25 protein-coding genes are annotated in these 17851 nt (G+C 64.8%); 12 read left to right on the forward strand and 13 right to left on the reverse strand.

Features of this window, described 5'->3' with window-relative positions; genetic code table 11:
* Positions 1-108 precede the first annotated feature (108 nt).
* The 5 genes from AB843_RS18310 to AB843_RS18330 all read left to right on the forward strand — a co-directional run bounded on the left by AB843_RS18310 (position 109) and on the right by AB843_RS18330 (position 2082).
* On the forward strand, positions 109-432 hold the full coding sequence (locus AB843_RS18310) for an ArsR/SmtB family transcription factor (protein WP_048648344.1): 324 nt from the start codon (positions 109-111) through the stop codon (positions 430-432).
* Positions 429-839, forward strand: coding sequence for an SRPBCC family protein (locus AB843_RS18315; RefSeq protein WP_048648345.1), 411 nt, complete (start codon positions 429-431; stop codon positions 837-839). The genes AB843_RS18310 and AB843_RS18315 overlap by 4 nt, the downstream gene beginning before the upstream one ends.
* An 84-nt stretch (positions 840-923) precedes the next feature.
* The gene (locus tag AB843_RS18320; RefSeq protein ID WP_048648346.1) at positions 924-1145 is read left to right on the forward strand and encodes a hypothetical protein; all 222 of its coding nucleotides are present in this window, start codon (positions 924-926) and stop codon (positions 1143-1145) included.
* 11 nt (positions 1146-1156) lie between these two features.
* Positions 1157-1624 (forward strand): DUF1801 domain-containing protein, encoded by a 468-nt coding sequence (locus tag AB843_RS18325; RefSeq protein WP_082143887.1) that lies wholly within the window; start codon positions 1157-1159, stop codon positions 1622-1624.
* A gap of 44 nt (positions 1625-1668) precedes the next feature.
* The gene (locus AB843_RS18330) at positions 1669-2082 is read left to right on the forward strand and encodes a DUF1801 domain-containing protein (RefSeq protein WP_048648441.1); all 414 of its coding nucleotides are present in this window, start codon (positions 1669-1671) and stop codon (positions 2080-2082) included.
* A gap of 36 nt (positions 2083-2118) precedes the next feature.
* Here the strand turns inward: AB843_RS18330 and AB843_RS18335 are convergent, their stop codons facing one another.
* The 3 genes from AB843_RS18335 to AB843_RS18345 all read right to left on the reverse strand — a co-directional run bounded on the left by AB843_RS18335 (position 2119) and on the right by AB843_RS18345 (position 4208).
* On the reverse strand, positions 2119-2760 hold the full coding sequence (locus tag AB843_RS18335) for an MBL fold metallo-hydrolase (protein ID WP_048648348.1): 642 nt from the start codon (positions 2758-2760) through the stop codon (positions 2119-2121).
* 157 nt (positions 2761-2917) lie between these two features.
* Positions 2918-3196 (reverse strand): hypothetical protein, encoded by a 279-nt coding sequence (locus AB843_RS18340; protein WP_048648349.1) that lies wholly within the window; start codon positions 3194-3196, stop codon positions 2918-2920.
* Positions 3197-3314: 118 nt separating this feature from the next.
* Positions 3315-4208, reverse strand: coding sequence for a branched-chain amino acid aminotransferase (locus tag AB843_RS18345; protein WP_048648442.1), 894 nt, complete (start codon positions 4206-4208; stop codon positions 3315-3317).
* A 426-nt stretch (positions 4209-4634) separates the two neighbouring features.
* Between AB843_RS18345 and AB843_RS18350 the strand changes: the two genes are divergently transcribed.
* Together AB843_RS18350 and AB843_RS18355 are read left to right on the forward strand one after the other, a co-directional pair.
* Entirely contained in the window at positions 4635-5141 is a 507-nt protein-coding gene (locus AB843_RS18350; RefSeq protein ID WP_048648350.1) for a MarR family winged helix-turn-helix transcriptional regulator, read from the forward strand.
* A gap of 47 nt (positions 5142-5188) precedes the next feature.
* Complete coding sequence (locus AB843_RS18355) at positions 5189-5911, forward strand: response regulator (RefSeq protein ID WP_048648443.1); 723 nt, start codon at positions 5189-5191, stop codon at positions 5909-5911.
* Between the two features lie 9 nt (positions 5912-5920).
* Here AB843_RS18355 and AB843_RS18360 read toward each other — a convergent pair whose 3' ends face one another.
* Entirely contained in the window at positions 5921-6265 is a 345-nt protein-coding gene (locus AB843_RS18360; protein ID WP_048648444.1) for an antibiotic biosynthesis monooxygenase, read from the reverse strand.
* 364 nt (positions 6266-6629) lie between these two features.
* Here AB843_RS18360 and AB843_RS18365 point away from each other — a divergent pair, with 364 nt between their 5' ends.
* On the forward strand, positions 6630-7997 hold the full coding sequence (locus AB843_RS18365; protein ID WP_048648445.1) for an ATP-binding protein: 1368 nt from the start codon (positions 6630-6632) through the stop codon (positions 7995-7997).
* Between the two features lie 33 nt (positions 7998-8030).
* Here the strand turns inward: AB843_RS18365 and AB843_RS18370 are convergent, their stop codons facing one another.
* A complete protein-coding gene (locus AB843_RS18370) occupies positions 8031-8282 on the reverse strand; it encodes a hypothetical protein (RefSeq protein ID WP_048648351.1) in 252 nt (83 codons plus the stop codon).
* 174 nt (positions 8283-8456) lie between these two features.
* On the opposite strand from AB843_RS18370, the gene AB843_RS18375 reads away from it, so the two are divergent.
* Together AB843_RS18375 and AB843_RS18380 are read left to right on the forward strand one after the other, a co-directional pair.
* Entirely contained in the window at positions 8457-8951 is a 495-nt protein-coding gene (locus AB843_RS18375) for a DUF2165 family protein (protein WP_048648446.1), read from the forward strand.
* A gap of 6 nt (positions 8952-8957) precedes the next feature.
* Positions 8958-9311, forward strand: coding sequence for a GFA family protein (locus tag AB843_RS18380; RefSeq protein ID WP_048648352.1), 354 nt, complete (start codon positions 8958-8960; stop codon positions 9309-9311).
* A 147-nt stretch (positions 9312-9458) separates the two neighbouring features.
* Here AB843_RS18380 and bla read toward each other — a convergent pair whose 3' ends face one another.
* From bla to AB843_RS18420, 8 genes are all read right to left on the reverse strand, one after another.
* Complete coding sequence (bla, locus tag AB843_RS18385) at positions 9459-10337, reverse strand: class A beta-lactamase (RefSeq protein WP_425286824.1); 879 nt, start codon at positions 10335-10337, stop codon at positions 9459-9461.
* A 309-nt stretch (positions 10338-10646) separates the two neighbouring features.
* Entirely contained in the window at positions 10647-11114 is a 468-nt protein-coding gene (locus AB843_RS18390) for a DUF2269 family protein (protein WP_425286825.1), read from the reverse strand.
* 2 nt (positions 11115-11116) lie between these two features.
* Positions 11117-12418 (reverse strand): SDR family oxidoreductase, encoded by a 1302-nt coding sequence (locus AB843_RS18395; RefSeq protein WP_048648354.1) that lies wholly within the window; start codon positions 12416-12418, stop codon positions 11117-11119.
* 50 nt (positions 12419-12468) lie between these two features.
* On the reverse strand, positions 12469-12822 hold the full coding sequence (locus tag AB843_RS18400; protein ID WP_048648355.1) for a tRNA-binding protein: 354 nt from the start codon (positions 12820-12822) through the stop codon (positions 12469-12471).
* Between the two features lie 8 nt (positions 12823-12830).
* Entirely contained in the window at positions 12831-13331 is a 501-nt protein-coding gene (locus tag AB843_RS18405) for a type III secretion system chaperone family protein (protein WP_048648356.1), read from the reverse strand.
* Positions 13332-13663: 332 nt separating this feature from the next.
* Positions 13664-13978, reverse strand: coding sequence for an accessory factor UbiK family protein (locus AB843_RS18410; protein ID WP_048648357.1), 315 nt, complete (start codon positions 13976-13978; stop codon positions 13664-13666).
* A gap of 138 nt (positions 13979-14116) precedes the next feature.
* Positions 14117-14965 carry a DUF2182 domain-containing protein gene (locus tag AB843_RS18415; protein ID WP_048648358.1) on the reverse strand — a complete coding sequence of 283 codons (849 nt, stop codon included), beginning with the start codon at positions 14963-14965 and terminating at the stop codon, positions 14117-14119.
* A gap of 6 nt (positions 14966-14971) precedes the next feature.
* Positions 14972-15607 carry a DUF1326 domain-containing protein gene (locus AB843_RS18420; RefSeq protein WP_048648359.1) on the reverse strand — a complete coding sequence of 212 codons (636 nt, stop codon included), beginning with the start codon at positions 15605-15607 and terminating at the stop codon, positions 14972-14974.
* Between the two features lie 221 nt (positions 15608-15828).
* Between AB843_RS18420 and lgt the strand changes: the two genes are divergently transcribed.
* On the forward strand, positions 15829-16683 hold the full coding sequence (lgt, locus tag AB843_RS18425) for a prolipoprotein diacylglyceryl transferase (RefSeq protein WP_244468025.1): 855 nt from the start codon (positions 15829-15831) through the stop codon (positions 16681-16683).
* 24 nt (positions 16684-16707) lie between these two features.
* On the forward strand, positions 16708-17796 hold the full coding sequence (locus AB843_RS18430; RefSeq protein ID WP_048648448.1) for a class I SAM-dependent methyltransferase: 1089 nt from the start codon (positions 16708-16710) through the stop codon (positions 17794-17796).
* Positions 17797-17851 lie beyond the last annotated feature (55 nt).

Consider the following 17851-nt stretch of genomic DNA (forward strand, 5'->3'; position numbering starts at 1 on the left):
ATGAAGCGGAAGATTGCACGGAAGATCGCTCGCCGTCCGGCTCCCGCTTGACTCACGAATAACTCTCCGGTTATTGAACAGATTAATAACCAGAGAGTTATCGATTTCATGCCAGAGCCCCATCATGTCCTCTTCAAGACACTCGCCGACCCGACGCGACGGGCGATCTTCGAGCGGCTGTGCCGCGACGGAGACACGACCGTCGCGGCCTTGACCGCCAGGGCCGGGGTCTCGCAGCCCGCCGTGTCAAAACATCTGGCGATCCTGAAACGGGCCGGGCTCGTACGTGACCGCCAGGAAGGACGCCAAACGCACTATAGCGCCGAGCTCGATGCCCTGGCCCCGCTGGTCGACTGGACGAACCGGATGAACGGCTTCTGGCAAAACCGGTTCGATGACCTTGAAGACCTGCTGAAAAGGATGGACCAATGAACGATGCCGCGCCCGAAACGCTTTCCGTCGTCGTCGAGCGGGAAATGCCCCACCCGCCGGAAAAGATCTGGCGTGCGCTCACGCAACCACACCTGATCGAGGAGTGGCTCATGAAGAATGCGTTCAGACCCGTTATGGACCATCGTTTCAATCTGACAGCCGACTGGGGCAGCGTCGATTGCAAGGTCCAGGCAGTCGAACCGAACAGGGCGCTGTCCTACAGCTGGGACACCAAGGACCTCAGAAGCGTCGTCACCTGGACCCTCACGCCGACCGGCACGGGAACGCTCCTGCGCATGGAGCAGGAAGGCTTTCGATCGGACCAGCAGCCCTATTACCGGGGCGCCCAGGCCGGATGGCCGCGCTTTTTCGCCAACCTGGAAGAGGTTCTTGCGCGGATCGACTGACGGCCGCGTGGGAACCACCATCGGGCCGCCCCGGCGGCCCGCCTCAACACGATTGCAAGCCCGACCACGAAGGAGGAACAACCATTGGACTTGAGCAAATGGGTGCGGCAGATTCACCGCTGGCTTTCCATAGCGTTTACGGCGGTCGTCGCCTTCATCTTCATCATGCTCGGGATGGGAAGGGAGCCGGCCGAATGGGTGTATTTCACGCCGTTGCTGCCGCTCGCCCTGCTCCTCTTCACGGGCCTGTACATGTTCGTGCTACCCTATGCAGCCAACTGGCGCAGCGGGCGGGCCGACGGGTAGGAGCGAAGGCGATGGCCGTGAATGCATCCGGCAAGCCAAAGAAGACGGGAGCGATGACGGGCACGGCGGCCGACGCCAAGCCGGTCCTGCTTTCAGGCGGCAACCCGCAGATCGCCAAGGCCTATGGCGACGCCCCCGTGCAGGCTTATATCGCGGCCATGCCGGGCTGGAAGAGCGATCTCGGGCGGCGCCTCGACGCGCGCATCGAGGAAGCCGTCCCCAACGTGCACAAGGCGGTCAAATGGAACTCGCCATTCTATGGGATCGAGGGCCAGGGATGGTTTCTCAGCCTTCACTGCTTCACCAGATACGTCAAGGTGGCCTTCTTCCGCGGCACCTCGCTGCGCCCCGTTCCCCCCGGAGAATCGAGGACAAAGGAGACGCGCTACCTCAACATCCATGAGGAGGACCGGCTCGACGAGGCACTGTTCGCCGACTGGGTGAAACAGGCCAGCCGATTGCCGGGCGAGCGGATGTGAGCGGCGGGCGGACGACGACAATCACCAACAGGACGACGACCGACATGGACAGCAGGAAGAACGGCGCAAACGGCGAGGAAGCTTCCCCCGCCGAACGGATCGACGCGCGGATCGCCGAACTGGGCGACTGGCGGGGCGCGAAGCTTGCCCGGCTGCGGGCGCTTATCAAGGAAGCCGACCCCGAAATGGCCGAGGAATGGAAATGGCGGGGGGTTCCGGTGTGGTCGCATGCCGGCATCATCTGCACCGGCGAGACTTACAAGGCCGTGGTGAAGCTGACCTTCGCCAAGGGCGCCGCGCTGGCGGACCCCGCGGGCCTGTTCAACGCCAGCCTCGACGGCAACACCAGGCGGGCCATCGATTTCCGTGAGGAGGACGCGATCGACGAAACCGCGTTCAAGACGCTCATTCGCGCCGCCGTGGCGCTGAACCTGGCGCAGCAGGCGGGGAGAGGGTAAGGGTGAGGGGCGAGCACCGGAGGAACCCGCGATCCCCTAAACCAGAAACGGATTGCCGCGACGCTCGTCGCCGAAGCGTCCGCCCAGCCCGTGGCCGCACAGGAACTCGACATCGTCGCCGAGCGGCAGCAGCTTTTCCTTGATCGAACGGATCAGCGCGTCGTGATCCCCGCCCGGCAGATCCGTGCGCCCGACAGAGCCGCTGAACAGCACATCGCCGACATGCGCGAAACGCGCCGCGCGGTTGAAGAAAACCACATGGCCCGGCGCATGGCCGGGGCAATGCAGCACCTCGAAGACGTGATCGCCGAAGGAAACGGTCTCGCCCTCGGCGAGAAAGCGGTCCGGCGTGACGTTGCGCACCCCGTCGGTGAGACCGAACATGCGCGCCTGGGTCTCGAGATTGTCGAGCAGTTCGCGGTCGGCCTCGTGCGGACCGATCAGGCTGACCTCGAGCGCTTCCTTGAGCTCCATCGCTCCGCCGGCATGGTCGATATGCCCATGGGTCAGCCAGATCGCCTCGATGGTGATGCCGTTATCCTCGATGGCGGCGCGAATACGGTCCACCTCGCCGCCGGGATCGACCACCACGCCGCGCTTCTCGCTGTCATCGAACAGGATGGCGCAATTCTGCTGGAACGGCGTTACCGGAATGATGCCGACGCGCAACGCGCCCATGAGCTTCTCCCTGACAGAACACACGACGACTGAACACACGAGGACCGAATGCCCGGCAACCAAGCATGCCGACACCCCACCAAACGGCCTGACCGTGACGAAAAACAAGAAACGGGCGGCTTGCGGCCGCCCGTTTCTAAGAAACTCTACAGGCGTCTCAGCTTTTATTGCCCATCGCGCCCATGACGGCGCCGACGACACCCGTCAGAACACCACCACCAACGACACCGCCGATGGCATCGCCAAGCAGCCCGCTCATAGCACCGGCATCACCACCCATGCCGGAAAGAAGAGCGCCACCGCCGACACCGCCGATGATGCCTGCCAATATCTTAGCACCATGGCCCATTGCGGCCTTTTTCACTACGGCGCCGACTGCCTCGCCACCGATAATGCCTGTTACCGCCTGAACGATAATGGGGAGAAGTGCTTCCATGTCTGGTCCCTCATTCAACGCCGGCCTCCGGGGACCGGCGCACACATGAAAGCGCGAATTCGACCAAAGTCAAATACGAGACTGTGAATAGTCTAACCTAGAGGAAGAAGAAGGAAGACTATTGCGCGGCGGCTCGCAGCCCCGGACGCACCTCGTTTGCATAGTCGTTCATCAGCAAACGCGTGATTTCGCCCACTTCGAAGCGGTATGGACCGACTTCCGAGACCGGTGTGACCTCGGCGGCGGTGCCGCACAGGAAGCACTGTTCGAAGCCCGTCAGTTCGTCGGGCATGATCGCCCGCTCGACCACTTCGATGCCGCGCCGGCGCGCCAGAGCGATCACCGTGCGCCGGGTGATTCCATCCAGGAAGCAGTCCGGCGTCGGCGTGTGGATCACGCCATCCTTGACGAAGAAGATGTTGGCGCCGGTGGCTTCGGCCACCTGGCCGCGCCAGTCGAGCATCATCGCATCGGCATAGCCTTTCGCCTCCGCCGCGTGCTTCGACAGGGTGCATATCATGTACAGGCCAGCCGCCTTCGACTTGGACGGCGCGGTGCGCGGGTCGGGCCGGCAATACTCGGCCATGTCGAGACGGATGCCCTTCAACCGCTGTTCGGGATCGAAATAGCTCGGCCACTGCCAGATGGCGATGGCGAGGTTGATGCGGTTGTTCTGCGCCGAAACGCCCATCATCTCGCTGCCGCGCCAGGCGATCGGCCGCACATAGGCATCGACAAAGCCCTGCTTGGCCAGAAGCGTACGGCAGGCCCCGTTGATCTCCTCGACCGACCAGGGAATGCGGAAACCGAGGATGCGGGCCGATTCGTGCAGCCGCTCCGTATGCTCGTTGAGCTTGAAGATCTCGCCGTCATAGGCGCGCTCGCCCTCGAACACGGCGCTGGCGTAATGCAGGCCGTGCGTCAGCACGTGAATCTTGGCGTCCGCCCATTTGACGAATTCGCCATTGAGCCAGATAAAGCCCTCGAGCTGATCAAAAGGAACCGCTGCCATGTCACCTCTCCTGCCGGCGCCCACCGCTCGGGGCCCGGACGAAACCTGAAATGCCGCCCGCTGCGGACGACGCCTTCAATCAATCAGCCTGGTGGTGCGATCCTGACAGATGGGTACCATCTGTTTCGGTCAGACCACTCGTGGTGCGATCCTAACAGATGGTACCCATCTGTTAGGAAAAATCGCCCCACCAGATCAACAGCTTGTGGGCTGACTTATCGAAACAGATGGTACCCATCTGTTTCGGTCAGACCACCCGGCGCAACGGGAAGATTTTGAAGGATGTTCCCAAAAAACGCCTTCAGGAAACCTTTTTGTTCGCGCCAGGCCGAAAACATTGTCAAAAATTATCAATGTGCCGAAAATATGTCAATAAGGCTGACATAAATTCTTCGCCATTCGAGACGAAACCGATTACAAGCAGCCATGAGCCACAAAGACGCCCCGCCGATCAAAGCCCCGCTGACGCTGAAGGACGGCGTCGACTTCGCCATCATCGAGCATCTGTTCTTCGCCTATCGCGACTTCACCTCGGACCCGGACGCCATCCTGGCCGAATACGGCTTCGGCCGCGCGCATCACCGGGTGCTGCATTTCGTCAATCGCCGGCCCGGCCTGACGGTGGCCGAGTTGCTCGATGTCCTGCGCATCACCAAGCAGAGCCTGGCGCGCGTTCTCAAGCAACTGATCGACGACGAATACATCGTCCAGGTGCAGGGCCCGCGCGACCGCCGCCAGCGCGAGCTGTACCCGACGCAGAAGGGACGCGACCTGGCGCTGGCGCTGGCCCTGCCACAGTCCCGCCGCATCCGTGCGGCACTTGAAGAGGCGCAGCTTGCCGACAGTGCCGTGGTCGAGCGCTTCTTGCGCGCCATGGTCGATCCCGAGTTGCGCGCCCAGATGGACAAACTGCCCAATGGACGCTCGCAATAACAAGGCGCTATCATTAGGGGAGCATCGCAGCCGTGGAGACCATGACCATGAGCGAGACCGGCAGTGAGGGCAAGGAGGCCGCCATCCTCAGCGATGACGCGCCGCATCTGCTCGTCGTCGATGACGACACGCGCATTCGTAGCCTTCTCAACCGCTTCCTGCGCGAGAACGGCTTTCGCGTCACCATTGCCGGCAATGCCGCCGAGGCGCGGCGCAAGCTGAACGGGCTGGACTTCGACCTGGCAATCCTCGACGTGATGATGCCTGGCGAGGACGGCGTCGCCCTGACGCGCGCCCTGCGCGCCGACAAGGACATGCCGATCCTGATGCTGACGGCGCTTTCGGAAACTGAAAGCCGCGTTGTCGGCCTGGAAGCCGGCGCCGACGATTACCTGCCCAAGCCCTTCGACCCGCGCGAGCTGGTGCTGCGCATCAACAACATACTGCGCCGCAGCGGCCCGCAGACCTCGCTGAAGGTGGAACAGGTGGTGTTCGGCCCCTATGCGTTCCAGATTTCGCGCCGCGAGTTGAAGCACACCGGCAAGCTGGTCAAGCTGACCGACCGCGAACGCGAGATCATGGTGATCTTCGCCGAACGCGCCGGCGAGACCGTGCCGCGCCATGAACTGGTCGGCGAGGATTCGGAAGTCGGCGAACGCACCATCGACGTGCAGATCAACCGCCTGCGCCGCAAGATCGAGCGCGACCCGTCAAACCCGGTCTATCTGCAGACCGTGCGCGGCATCGGCTATCGGCTGAGCGTCGAATAGGCTCCCGGCCTATATCTCCAACGCCTGATAGTTGGCGATGTCCGCCTTGATGCCGAGGCGATCGATCATTTCGCGGGGATTGAAGCCGATGCCCGCATGCAGCGCCGCGACCGCCGCCGACGCACGCTCCATCGCGGCAACGCTTTCCCATTCGACCATCGTCACGAAATTGAAGGCGCCCGGCCCCGAGGCCTGTTCGAGGATCACATCCTGGACGAAGCCCTGCTGCTGGCGCAGCGTCGCATGGGTCGTGGCGACGCGTTCGAGAAACGCGCCGCGCGCCGCGGGCGGAACGACGAATTTATCGACGCGATAGTGGGGTGAAGACGGCTGCGGGCTTTCGGCTGACGACATCTGATCTGCTCCATTGGTCGCAAACATGCAGGTGCTGCATGGCGTTTTGTAATCCGAGTATCGGACCTCAACCATGGTTGAGGTCAAGAGGTGAATGCCGTGTTTCGCATCATCGAGACGCGGCGTTGGTCCGGCGCACCGGAGGCAGCCTGCGGGCAAATCAAGTTTGCCCGGAAAGCCGGTTTCCACTTGCCAAATCAATGCCTGGTGGTCTGGTGGGGCGATTTTTCCTAACAGATGGGTAGCATCTGTTAGGATCGCACCACTAGGATCGGCGGTGGAACAGGCCACTGAAACGGGGCGCCGAAACACAGGCGGAATGGCTGATTTGCAAGAGACTTCGCAGGACAGGTTGACGCCGCTGATGCGCGCCCGGCGCGTCGTGGCCGCGACGCGCCGGCCATGGCGGCGCTTCTGGCGCGTCGTTTCGCGCTACATGCCGAAGCGGCTGTACGCCCGCTCGCTGATCATCGTCATCGCCCCGATGCTGCTCCTGCAATCGGTCATCGCCTTCACCTTCATGGAGCGCCATTGGCAGACGGTGACGCAGCGCCTCAGCCAGGCGGTGACGCGCGACATCGCCGCCATCATCGACATGATCGAGACCTATCCCGACGACAACGGCTATGCGCAGGTGATCCGCATCGCCCAGGAAAGGCTGGCGCTGAAGATCGACCTGCTGCCGCCCGACCCCCTGCCCGCGCCCGGCCCGAAGCCGTTTTTCTCGATCCTCGACCAGACGCTGAGCGAGGAGATCACCAAGCAGATCAACCGCCCCTTCTGGCTCGACACGGTGGGCAATTCGAACATCGTCGAGATCCGCATCCAGATGGAGAACCGGGTGCTGCGCGTGTTTGCCCGGCGCAGCCAGGCCTACGCCTCCAACACGCACATCTTCCTGTTGTGGATGGTCGGCACCTCGCTGGTGCTGATCGCCATCTCGGTCGCCTTCCTGCGCAACCAGATCCGGCCAATCCTGCAACTGGCCGAGGCGGCCGACAGCTTTGGCAAGGGCCGCCCGACGCCGAGCGATTTCCGCCCGCGCGGCGCCGAGGAGGTGCGGCGCGCCGGCAGCGCCTTCCTCGTGATGCGCGAGCGCATCGAGCGGCAGATCGAGCAGCGCACGGCGATGCTGACCGGCGTCAGCCACGATCTGCGCACCATTCTGACCCGCTTCAAGCTGCAACTGGCGCTGGCCCATTCGAAGGACGACATCGAGGCGCTGGACCAGGACATCGAGGACATGCGCTCGATGCTGGAAGGCTACCTGGCCTTCGCCCGCGGCGATGCGGCCGAGGATCCCGGCGCCTTCAACCTGGCCTCCTTCTTCGACCGCGTGACGGAGGAGGCCGGCCTGCGCGACAGCACGCTGAAGACCGCCATCGCCGGCGACCCGGTCCTGCATGTGCGCCCCAACGCCTTCGGCCGGCTCCTGAACAACGTCGTCGGCAACGCCTTCCGCTATGCGACCCATGTGGAGATCGTCGCGCGCAACGCCGGCGGCACGCTGACCATCACCGTCGACGATGACGGCCCCGGCATCCCGCCCGACATGCGCGAGGACGTGTTCAAGCCCTTCGTGCGGCTCGACGAGGCGCGCAACCAGGACGAAAGCGGCACCGGGCTCGGCCTGTCCATCGCCCGCGACATCGCCCGCGGCCATGGCGGCGACGTGACGCTGGAGGAGAGCCCGCTGGGCGGCCTGCGGGCGGTGATACGGGTGCCGTCCTAGGGCGTTTCCAGCACGCTATCTCCTCGACGGCCCTCAGCGCAGCGCCGGGCGTGGCGGGTGGTCGAGTTCGAAGACGAGGGTCTGGCCGCCATCGGCGGCGACCCGGATGCGGCGGGCGCGGATGATGAAGATGACGGGTTCTCCGGCTCCGGCAAGCTCGACGAAATCGCCCTTTCGCGCCCATTGGCCGATGGCGAGCGCGGCGAGCCTGTCGCCGAGGCCGGCTGTGTCCGCCTTGCGCCGGGCGCTGGCGGTCAGTTCGATCACGGTCTTCATCATGCTCATCAGGGGCGGCCTCCTGCTGGTTTTCAGGAAAATAATCCCGGCATAACGGCAAGCCGGCCAGCGGAATCGGTTCAACCGGCGCCCATTCCGGATTAGCCTTTCGTCGTAGACGCTGAGTCGCGATCCGGCTGCGTTGGTGAGTTTTGCCCGATCGCCTTGAAGAAGGAAGAGGCAATGACCTCCCGTTACGCAAAAATCGTCATGACACTGGCCCTGGCGGCCTTTGCCTTCATGGTCACCTTCAACAACATCACCGACTACGGATCGAACTTCGAGTTCGTCAAACACGTGTTCAGCATGGACACGACCTTCCCCGGCAACAAGGCCATGTACCGCGCCATCGAAACACCGACGCTGTGGCATGCGGGCTATTGGCTGATCATCGCCGGCGAGGGCCTGACCTTCATTCTGCTGTTGATCGGCGGCTTGCAGATGCTCGGCGCGCGTGCGCAGCCGGCCGCGGCCTTCCAGGCGGCCAAGAAATGGACCATTGCCGGTGCGGCGGTCGGCTTTCTCGTCTGGTTCTTCGGCTTCATGGTCGTCGGCGGAGAATGGTTCCTGATGTGGCAGTCGGACACGTGGAACGGCCAGGACGCGGCCTTCAAATTCTACATGGCCATTCTCGGCGTGCTGATCTTCGTCAACCAGCCGGACCGCGAGATCGGCTGACGAACGATGTTCGAGGCGACATGCCATTGCGGGGCCGTGCGGATGAAAATCGCCGCTCAGCCCCCTTGGCTGACCCTGTGCAATTGCTCGCTCTGCCGCCGTCTGGGAGCGCTTTGGCTGCATTGCCATCCGGCGGAGGTGGAGTTCACCGCCGGCGCGGACGCGACGAAAGCCTATCTGCAGGGCGACCGGACGCTCGAAATGCACCATTGCACGACGTGCGGCTGCACAACGCATTGGAGCCCGGTGGGGAACGGCGACCGCATGGCGGTCAATGCGCGGCTGATCGACCCCGAAGCGATCGCCGGCCTGCGCGTGCGCCATTTGGACGGGGCGGAGACATTCGCCTATCTGGACTGAGACGGACCCGGCCGCACGCGGCAGCCGGGTCTCGCCGGTCTCAGGCTACAGCGCCGCGCGTCTTATCAGACGCGCAAAGGACGCTCTATCTTCTTGTTTTTCCGCATTGATGCGGACGTCAGGTGATTCCACCTGGCAGCTCAAATGCTACAGCGTCTCGGCGAGCGTGCGGCCGATCTCGGCGATGGCGGCGTTGCGCTGGTCCATCGGCTGCTTGCACTCGGCGATGTAGATCGCCGCGATCACCGGCTGCCGCGCCGGCGGCCAGATGACGGCGACGATGCCGCGCGACCCGTGCCCGCCGGCGCCGGTCCTGTCGGCGATGCGCCAATCGCCGGGCAGCCCGGCCCGCAACAGGGGCCGGCTGACCTTGTTGTCGATGAGCCAGGTTTCGAACTGCCGCCGCGAGGCGGACGCCAGCACGTCGCCGAAGACGAGCGTCCGCAGGCTGGCGGCGATCGCCTCCGGCGTCGTGGTGTCGCGCGGGTCTCCGGGCGTCGCCGTGGTGAGCCCCGGCTCCTTGCGGTCGAGCCGCGAGACGCCGTCGCCGATCGAGCGCATGAATCGCGTCCAGCCCTGCGGCCCGCCCAGACTGTCGACGAGCAGATTGGCGGCGGTGTTGTCGCTCATGGTCGAGGCGGCCTCGCACAGCTCGAACAGCTTCATCGGACGGCCGCCGACGCGCTTTTCAGTGACCGGCGAATAGTTGACGAGGTCGCTCTTGCGGATGGCGATCTCGCGCTCCAGCGTCTCCTCCCCCGCATCGACACGGGCGAGCACCGCGGCGCAGGCGAAAGCCTTGAACGTGCTGTTCATCGGAAACCGTTCGTCGGCCCGCTGCAGCCAGCGCCGCCCGGTGTGCGTGTCGGTGATCGAGGCGCCAAGCCGGGCGCCGAGCCGTTTCTCCATCTCGACCAGCTTGCGGGCCAGCGCGTCGTCCGCTCCGGGAGCGGCGGCCGCCCAATTGGGGGAGAGGGTCGCGGCGAGCGTTGCCGCGGTGGCAAGGCAAAAGCCGCGCCGGGTGATATCGGCTTGTATGAATTTTTCCACAATCATGTCCTTCAAAATGGCCATGTCCTTCAAAATGGCAAACACCGGATCGCGCCAAAACAGACGCGTGCTCCAACGTCCCTCAGGCTTGGGCGTTTTTTGTGTTCGCCTGCGATTCCGCCGAAAAAACGACGCCTAGTGGTCTGACCGAAACAGATGGTCCCCATCTGTTTCGATAAGTCAGCCCACAAGCTATTGATCTGGTGGGGCGATTTTTCCTAACAGATGGGTACCATCTGTTAGGATCGCACCACTAGGGCTTTTCGCCCGCACGCGACGCGGCGATCAGAAGACCGGCCGGGCGAGCATCAGCCAGACGATCGCCAGAACGGCGACGAAGGCGGGAAAGCCGCAGGCGAACCAGATGTGGTAGAGCCGGAAATAGCGCGCCGGCAGCGGCGTCCGCGCGGCAGCGGCATGGCGGGCCAGGTCGCGCAATTGCATCTGGATCCAGACGACGGGAAGCCAGAACAACCCCACCACCACATACAGCGCCAGCGACAGGAGGAGCCAGCCCTCGGTCCAGCTCCAGCCGAGCCGGGCGGCCAGCCACAGGCCGGTGAGCGGCTGGAGGACGACCGCCGTGGCGGTGAACAGGACATCGGCAACCACCACGGTGCCGGCGACATGGGCGACCAGCGCCGCATCGCGCGTGCGGTGCGCCATCACCATGAAGAAGGCGATGCCCGCCCCCGTGCCGAGCAGGACGCAGGCACCGAGTACATGCAGCCAGCGAAGCGCCAGGTCGAGCAGCATCAGCGTTCTTCCAGGAGAAGGGACAGAACCCAGGCAAGCACGAGGCCCGGCAAAACCTTGACGTAAGGACCAAGCGGGTCGAGCCACAAATGCGGCAGGAACAGCGTGCCGGCCAACACGTAAAACAACGAAACGGCCATCATGCCGTAGCAGGCGCGCCGCGCCAGCGGGCGACACAGGACCGCCGCCCCGAGCGCCAGGTCGACGAGCGATCCGCCGATGACCGCGCCGGCGGCGAGCGATGGCGCAAAACCGGCCGCCGTAAGCAGCGCCACCGCCTGGTCAGCCCGCGCCAGACCGACCGCGCCGGACAGGAGCCAGAACGCGGCGAGTGCAACGACCATCAGCGGCAGCGCCTGAAACAGCCTGCCGAACCAGCGTTCCTGGATCGTTGCGGGGAGAGCTGCCAGCGTTTCGCGCAGCGGGCGAATGGGGTGGCCCGTGGCCGCTGCGAACGCGGCGGGATTGCCCAGAATCCCATCCTCGATCACCCGCAGCGCCGTCGAGCGCAGGGGCGAACGCCAACCGAGCCAGGCCAAGAGGTCGGCAACGCGGGCAACGCCGAGGCCCGCCCAGCGCGGCAAGGCAAGGACGGCGCGCGGCGGCGGATAGCCGAGCCAGCGACGGAAGGCCAGCACGACGTCACGCAGCGTGCCGGGCTCGGCCTCGACCAGATCGATATCCTGCCGGGCCGGGACCTCCGGCGAAACCGCGCCGGCGACAAATCCGGCCAGCTCGTCCATCGACACCGTGCCGACGCGCGCCTTGGCGTGGACGATCGGCAAAACCAGTGGAAAGGCCGCCAGCATGCGCAGCAGCGCGGTGCCGCCATAGGCATTGGCGGCGATGACGAGCGCCGGCTTCAGGACGAGCCAGTCGAGACCGCTTGCTCGCAATGCGGCATCCGCCATTCCCTTGGTACGCAGAAACTCGGTGGCCGCCGATGGCACAGCACCCGGCGCCGAAACCTGGATGAAGCGGCGGGTGCCAGCCTGTTCGCAAGCGGCGAACAGCGCCACCATCGCATCATGCTGTAATGGTTGCAGCCGATCGCGCCCACCCGTTTGCAGCGCGCCCGAGCAATTGACCACGGCATCGATGCCTGCCAGATGGGGAAGCCAGTCGGAGGGGGAAAGAAGCGCCGCGATGTCGGCGCCAATCCAGCGGCAATCGGGCGCCTGCCTGAGGCCGATATCCGCCCGGCGACCGAGACCGGTGACCGCGTGCCCATCGACCACGAGGCGGCGCATCACCGATTGTCCGATGAAGCCATAGCCACCGAGGACGAGCACCCGCACCATATCGACCTCACATCGGGTTGATGCTTCAATATGCCCGCGACGCCTGCGCGTTAGTGCAAGCGGCTGCCGTTGGGCACGGGTTTGTCGGACGTGGCAAGGACGATGGCGCCGGCTTCGTCGGAGAAGCCCAGCGTCAGCACTTCCGACATGAACTTGCCGATCTGCCGCGGCGGGAAATTGACGACCGCCGCCACCTGCCGCCCGACCAGTTCTTCAGGCGCGTAATGCGCGGTGATCTGCGCCGAGGATTTCTTGACGCCGATCTCCGGGCCGAAATCGATCTTCAGCTTGATCGCCGGCTTGCGCGCTTCCGGATAGGGTTCCGCCTCGACGACCGTGCCGACGCGGATATCCACCTTGAGGAAATCGTCGAAGCCGATCTCCGCGCTCTTGTCCGACGCCATCGAACGCCTCAGGCGTTGCCGTAGGTCTCGAACAGCACGCTGTTCAGCGCTTCCTGCGCCGTGCTGCCCGACCAGATGACGTATTGGAAAGCCTGGTAGTAGCATTCGCAGGCTTCCAGCGCGCTGTTGAGCATGGTTTCCACCTGCAGACCCGTCGGCTCGACACCGCCGGCCAGCACCAGCGCCTGGCGGAACATCACCACGTTCTCGCGCTCCCACAGGTCGAAATGGCCGAACAGCATCTGCTCGTTGATGAGCGACAGGAGCCGCATCACTTCCAGCGTGCGCTTCTCGGGGACCTTCAGATCAAAGGCGCAGGCCACGTGCAGCGCCTCGAATTCCTCCATCCAAGAAAAGGAGACGTTGTAGTCGGTCCATGTGCCGGCCACGGCAATGGCGATCTCATCATCGCTGTTGCGCTCAAAGCTCCAGTCATTGGTGTGAGCGACATGCTCGATGACATCGACGGGATGTGCATCGCGGGTCATGTCGAGTTCAAGAAGGCTCATTTATCTGCTTTCCCGTATCACGGAGCGCCGCAGCACTCCTCAAGTATCCACGGCGGGGAGGATCCCCGCGAGACGTTTCAGGTCAGAAACACTGTGTGGAGCGACAACGACAACGCATGGAACTCTATGGGCCCGCCCCTGCCCGACCGCATGACCATTTCGAATCACGCTGTAAATTCAGTGTATTGATGCAGAGTCGCGTGACCAGAGCTTTTTTCGCCCGGCCGGATTTGCGTGTGGATAGATCACCCGCGCAATGTTTGTGCCCGGCCCGTAAGCGATTCACGGATAACGACTTTTCGACGCCATACACAGGCGCCGGTAACGAAAAATTATTTTTTCGTCCGGCCGGCGGAAGCGGGTTTCGAATCGCCGCCAGCGCGCTTTTGCGGCGTCTTTGCCGCAAGCTGCGCTTCGAGCGCCTCCACGCGGGCTGTGAGCGCGGCGTTTTCCTCCCGCGCCTTGAGCGCGATGTCGCGCAAGGCTTCAAAGTCTTCGCGCTGCACCAGGTCCATGGAATTGATCAGGCGCTCGGCCTGTGCCTGGAACGCCGTTTCCACTTCGCGACGCACACCCTGGGCGGCACCCGCCGCATCGGTCATGAGCTTGGCGAACTCGTCGAGGATTCGGTTGCTTCCGTTGGTCATGGCTCGTCTCTCGCGTTGCAGAACCTGACGTAGTGGCGGGGCGCGGCGAATGCAAGACTGATCCGGCCTCAGGGCGCCATGCCAGCGGGGGAAAGAACTTGGTCCGCAGGGGAAAGAACGTGGCCCGCAGGGGAAAGATCAGACCATCTGGCCGCCCAGAACCCACAATCCGGCTGCCACCAGGGCCGCGCCCGCCAGCCGCGAGACCGGCCAGCCGGCCGGCAGAACCTTCTCGGCCAGGACAAAGATCGCGATTGCCGCGATCCACAGCACGTTCATCACCCCGCCGACGAACAGCAGCGCCATCAGCGCCCAGCAGCAGCCGATGCAATAAAACCCGTGCCGCAGGCCGATGGCCAGCGCGCCGGCCGGATCGCGGCGGAAGCCGCCGTGACGCTGGATGAAGGCGAGCGGCGCCTGGCACTGCCTGAGGCAGGCCTCCTTCAGCGGCGTCCACTGGAACAGGCCGGCAGCAACCAGCACCAGCCCGCTGAAGGCGGCGCTGGCGCTGGCCATCATCGGCGTCAGGAGCAGGCCCCGCACCAGCGCCCACTGGCCGATTGTCGCCAGCAGCGAGAACCCGACCCAGGCGAGAAGATAGCCGCCGGCGAAGAAGCCGGTGGCGGCGAAGGGCCGGCCATCGGCCGCCGCCTGGCGGCCGACGCGCGCGTAAAGCAGGATCATGGGAGCCGCCGACGGGGTCATCATGCCGACCATCATCACCGCCCACATGACCAGCATGAAGGTGAAATCGGCGCCGGTCCATGGACGCAGCGCCATGGCGATCATGCCGCCCGCCGATCCGCCTGCGCCGTCCATGCCGGGCATCGCCATCCCCGGCATGGGTGCTTCCAACATGGGCATGCCGGCCATTTCCTGGACGAGCCAGAGGATGTAGACCCAGGCGAAAACGGTGAGCGCGGCCAGCGCCGCGCCAACCACCAGCCGGTCGCGCCGCAAGGTCGTTTCAAGCGCCGAACTGGCCATGGCGGGTCAGTGGACGACGCCGCTGCCGGTCATGTGGATGGCGGAGAAATGGGCATGCGAATCCTGGATGGACAGCGCCAACGGCCCTTTCGTCTCCGCCCAGCCACGCCCGACCTCGCAGGTGTCGTACTCGAAACCGTGCGGCAGGTTGATGCGCGCGCGATGCGGCTCGCCGGAAACAGGATTCTTGATCGGCTCGCCGTGCGCGTCGATCCAGCCTGGAACCTTCAGATGCGCGGTGCGTCCGTCGACATCGATGCCGATGTCGATTGGCGCGAAAACCGGGTCGTAGACCTTCTCGAACGTGGTCGAGAAGACCTGGAAGAAGGTCGCGCCGGGTTCCGTGTCCATGCCGGTCATGATGCGCAGCATGGCCTCGCGTTGCGCTTCGTCGGCACGCTCGTCGACGATCGGCACGACATGGCCATGGCCCTCGTGGATGGCGCCCGGCCAGGAGACGATGAGCGCCATGTTGAGCCCGTCGAGCTTGACACCGCCATGATGGCCTTCGGTGATGTGCACCACGCCGACGGCATGGCAATTCCCCTGGGTTGGACGTGAATTGAACTGGCATGGGCAGCCATAGGCGCAATTGCAGTGTATGAATTCGCGGCCCTTGATGAGCCATTCGGTGCCGGCCATTTTTTCCTCCCGGGTTGCTGAACTCCATTGCTCGATGTGAAAGATGGGCACGCTGGCCCAGGATTGAATTCTACCGGCATGGCCCTCGGGTAGCGACTAGACAGAAAGCCTTACGGGCTTCTCCAGTTTAAGGCCCCCGGCGGCGCGCCCGTCCTTCGCCTTGACCTTGCCCGATTGCCCGGCCTATCTCGATGCGAATTCATGCCCACCGGGAGGCGCTCTTGACCGACCTACTGACCGCATCGTTTGCCGCCCTTGCCTTCCCGAACATCGACCCCGTCGCCGTGCGGCTCGGCCCGCTGGCCATCCATTGGTACGGGCTGGGCTATGTCATCGGCATTCTCGGCGGCTGGTGGTATGCGCGCCGGCTGGTCGGCAATCAGCGCCTGTGGGCCGGCGGCAGGCCGCCGATGACGGCCCAGGACCTCGACGATTTCGTCCTGTGGGCGGCGGTCGGCATCGTCGCGGGTGGGCGCATCGGCTACATCCTGTTCTACGACCTGCCACGCTACCTGGCCAACCCGCTCGACATTCTCGCGGTCTGGCAGGGCGGCATGTCTTTCCACGGCGGACTGCTCGGCGTGACGCTGGCGATGCTCTTCTTCGCCATGCGCCGCGGCATCAACCCGTGGAGCCTGTTCGACACGATCGCCCCCGTGGTGCCGATCGGCCTCGGCCTGGTGCGGATGGCCAATTTCATCAATTCGGAACTGTGGGGGCGCGTCACCGACGTGCCATGGGCCTTCGTCTTCCCCAATGGCGGGCCCGAGCCGCGCCATCCGAGCCAGCTCTACGAGGCGGCGCTGGAGGGGCTGGTGCTGTTCGTCGTTCTCCGGCTGCTCACCCATTGGGCGCTGCGCCTGAAGATGCCGGGCTTCGTCGCCGGCGCCTTCATCTGCGGCTACGGCCTGTCGCGCATTCTCGTCGAATTCTTCCGCGAACCGGACGCGCATCTCGGCTATCTCGCCGGCGGCTGGCTGACCATGGGCATGGTGCTGTCGACGCCGATGGTGCTGATCGGCGTCTGGGCGATGCTGCGCGCCGCCCGCAAGGCGACACCGGCGGCAGCCGAATGATCGTGAATGAATGACGGGACGTCGATGACGAGGCTTGGCGAGCGCATCGCCGCGCTGATCGCGGCAACCGGGCCGATCGGCATCGCCGACTATATGGCACTGTGCCTGTTCGACCCGGAAGAGGGTTATTACACGACCCGCGAGCCGTTCGGCACGGCCGGCGACTTCACCACGGCCCCGGAGATCAGCCAGATGTTCGGCGAGTTGTGCGCCGTGTGGCTGCACGCGGCGTGGCAAGCCGGCGGCGCGCCGGAGCGGCCGCTGATCGCCGAGATCGGTCCCGGACGCGGCACGCTGATGAAGGACATGCTGCGCACGCTGGCAAGGCTCGACACCCTTTTGTCCGCCGAGGCGCGCGTCTTCATGATCGAGACCAGTCCCCGGCTGACACAGGTACAGAAGGCGACGCTGGCCGGCGCGCCGGTCGCGCCGGACTGGGTTTCGGCGGTTGGCGATCTTCCCGACGGGCCGCTGTTCATCATCGGCAATGAACTGTTCGATGCCGTGCCGATCCGCCAGTATGTGAAGACGGCGACCGGCTGGCGCGAACGCGTCGTCGGACTTGACGGCGAGGCTCGCCTCGCCTTCCTGGCCGGGCCGGGAGCTCCCGATCCCGCCCTTTTGCCGCCGGATGCACCAGGAGCGCCGGAGGGCGCCATCGCCGAGATCGCACCGGCGCGCACGGCGCTGATGCAGGAGATCGCCACCCGCATCGCGCGGCGCGGCGGCGCCGGGCTGTTCATCGATTACGGTTACGCCAAGCCGGCAACCGGCGACACGCTGCAGGCCATGCGCGGCCACGCCTATGCCGACATCCTGGCCGAGCCGGGCCAGGCGGACCTGACCGCGCATGTGGATTTTTCGGCGCTTTCCGATGCCGCGCGGGACCAGGGCCTTGCCGCGCATCTCCTGACCCAGGGCGACTTCCTGCTTGGGCTTGGGCTCCTGCAACGCGCCGGCCGCCTGGGCGCCGGCAAGGACGCCGCCGAGCAGGACGCCATCGGCGCGGCAGTCGAGCGGCTGGCCGGACCGCAGGCGATGGGCACCCTGTTCAAAGTTCTGGCGATTGCCCCTTCCACAGCAACGGTCCCGCCATTTTCTACTTCGGATTGACTTGGCCCCGCCCCTGCCCCACCATCCGCGCCGCGTGAGGACAGTGAAAAAGGCG

Source organism: Nitratireductor soli, assembly GCF_001050155.1.
Lineage (GTDB): Bacteria > Pseudomonadota > Alphaproteobacteria > Rhizobiales > Rhizobiaceae > Nitratireductor > Nitratireductor soli.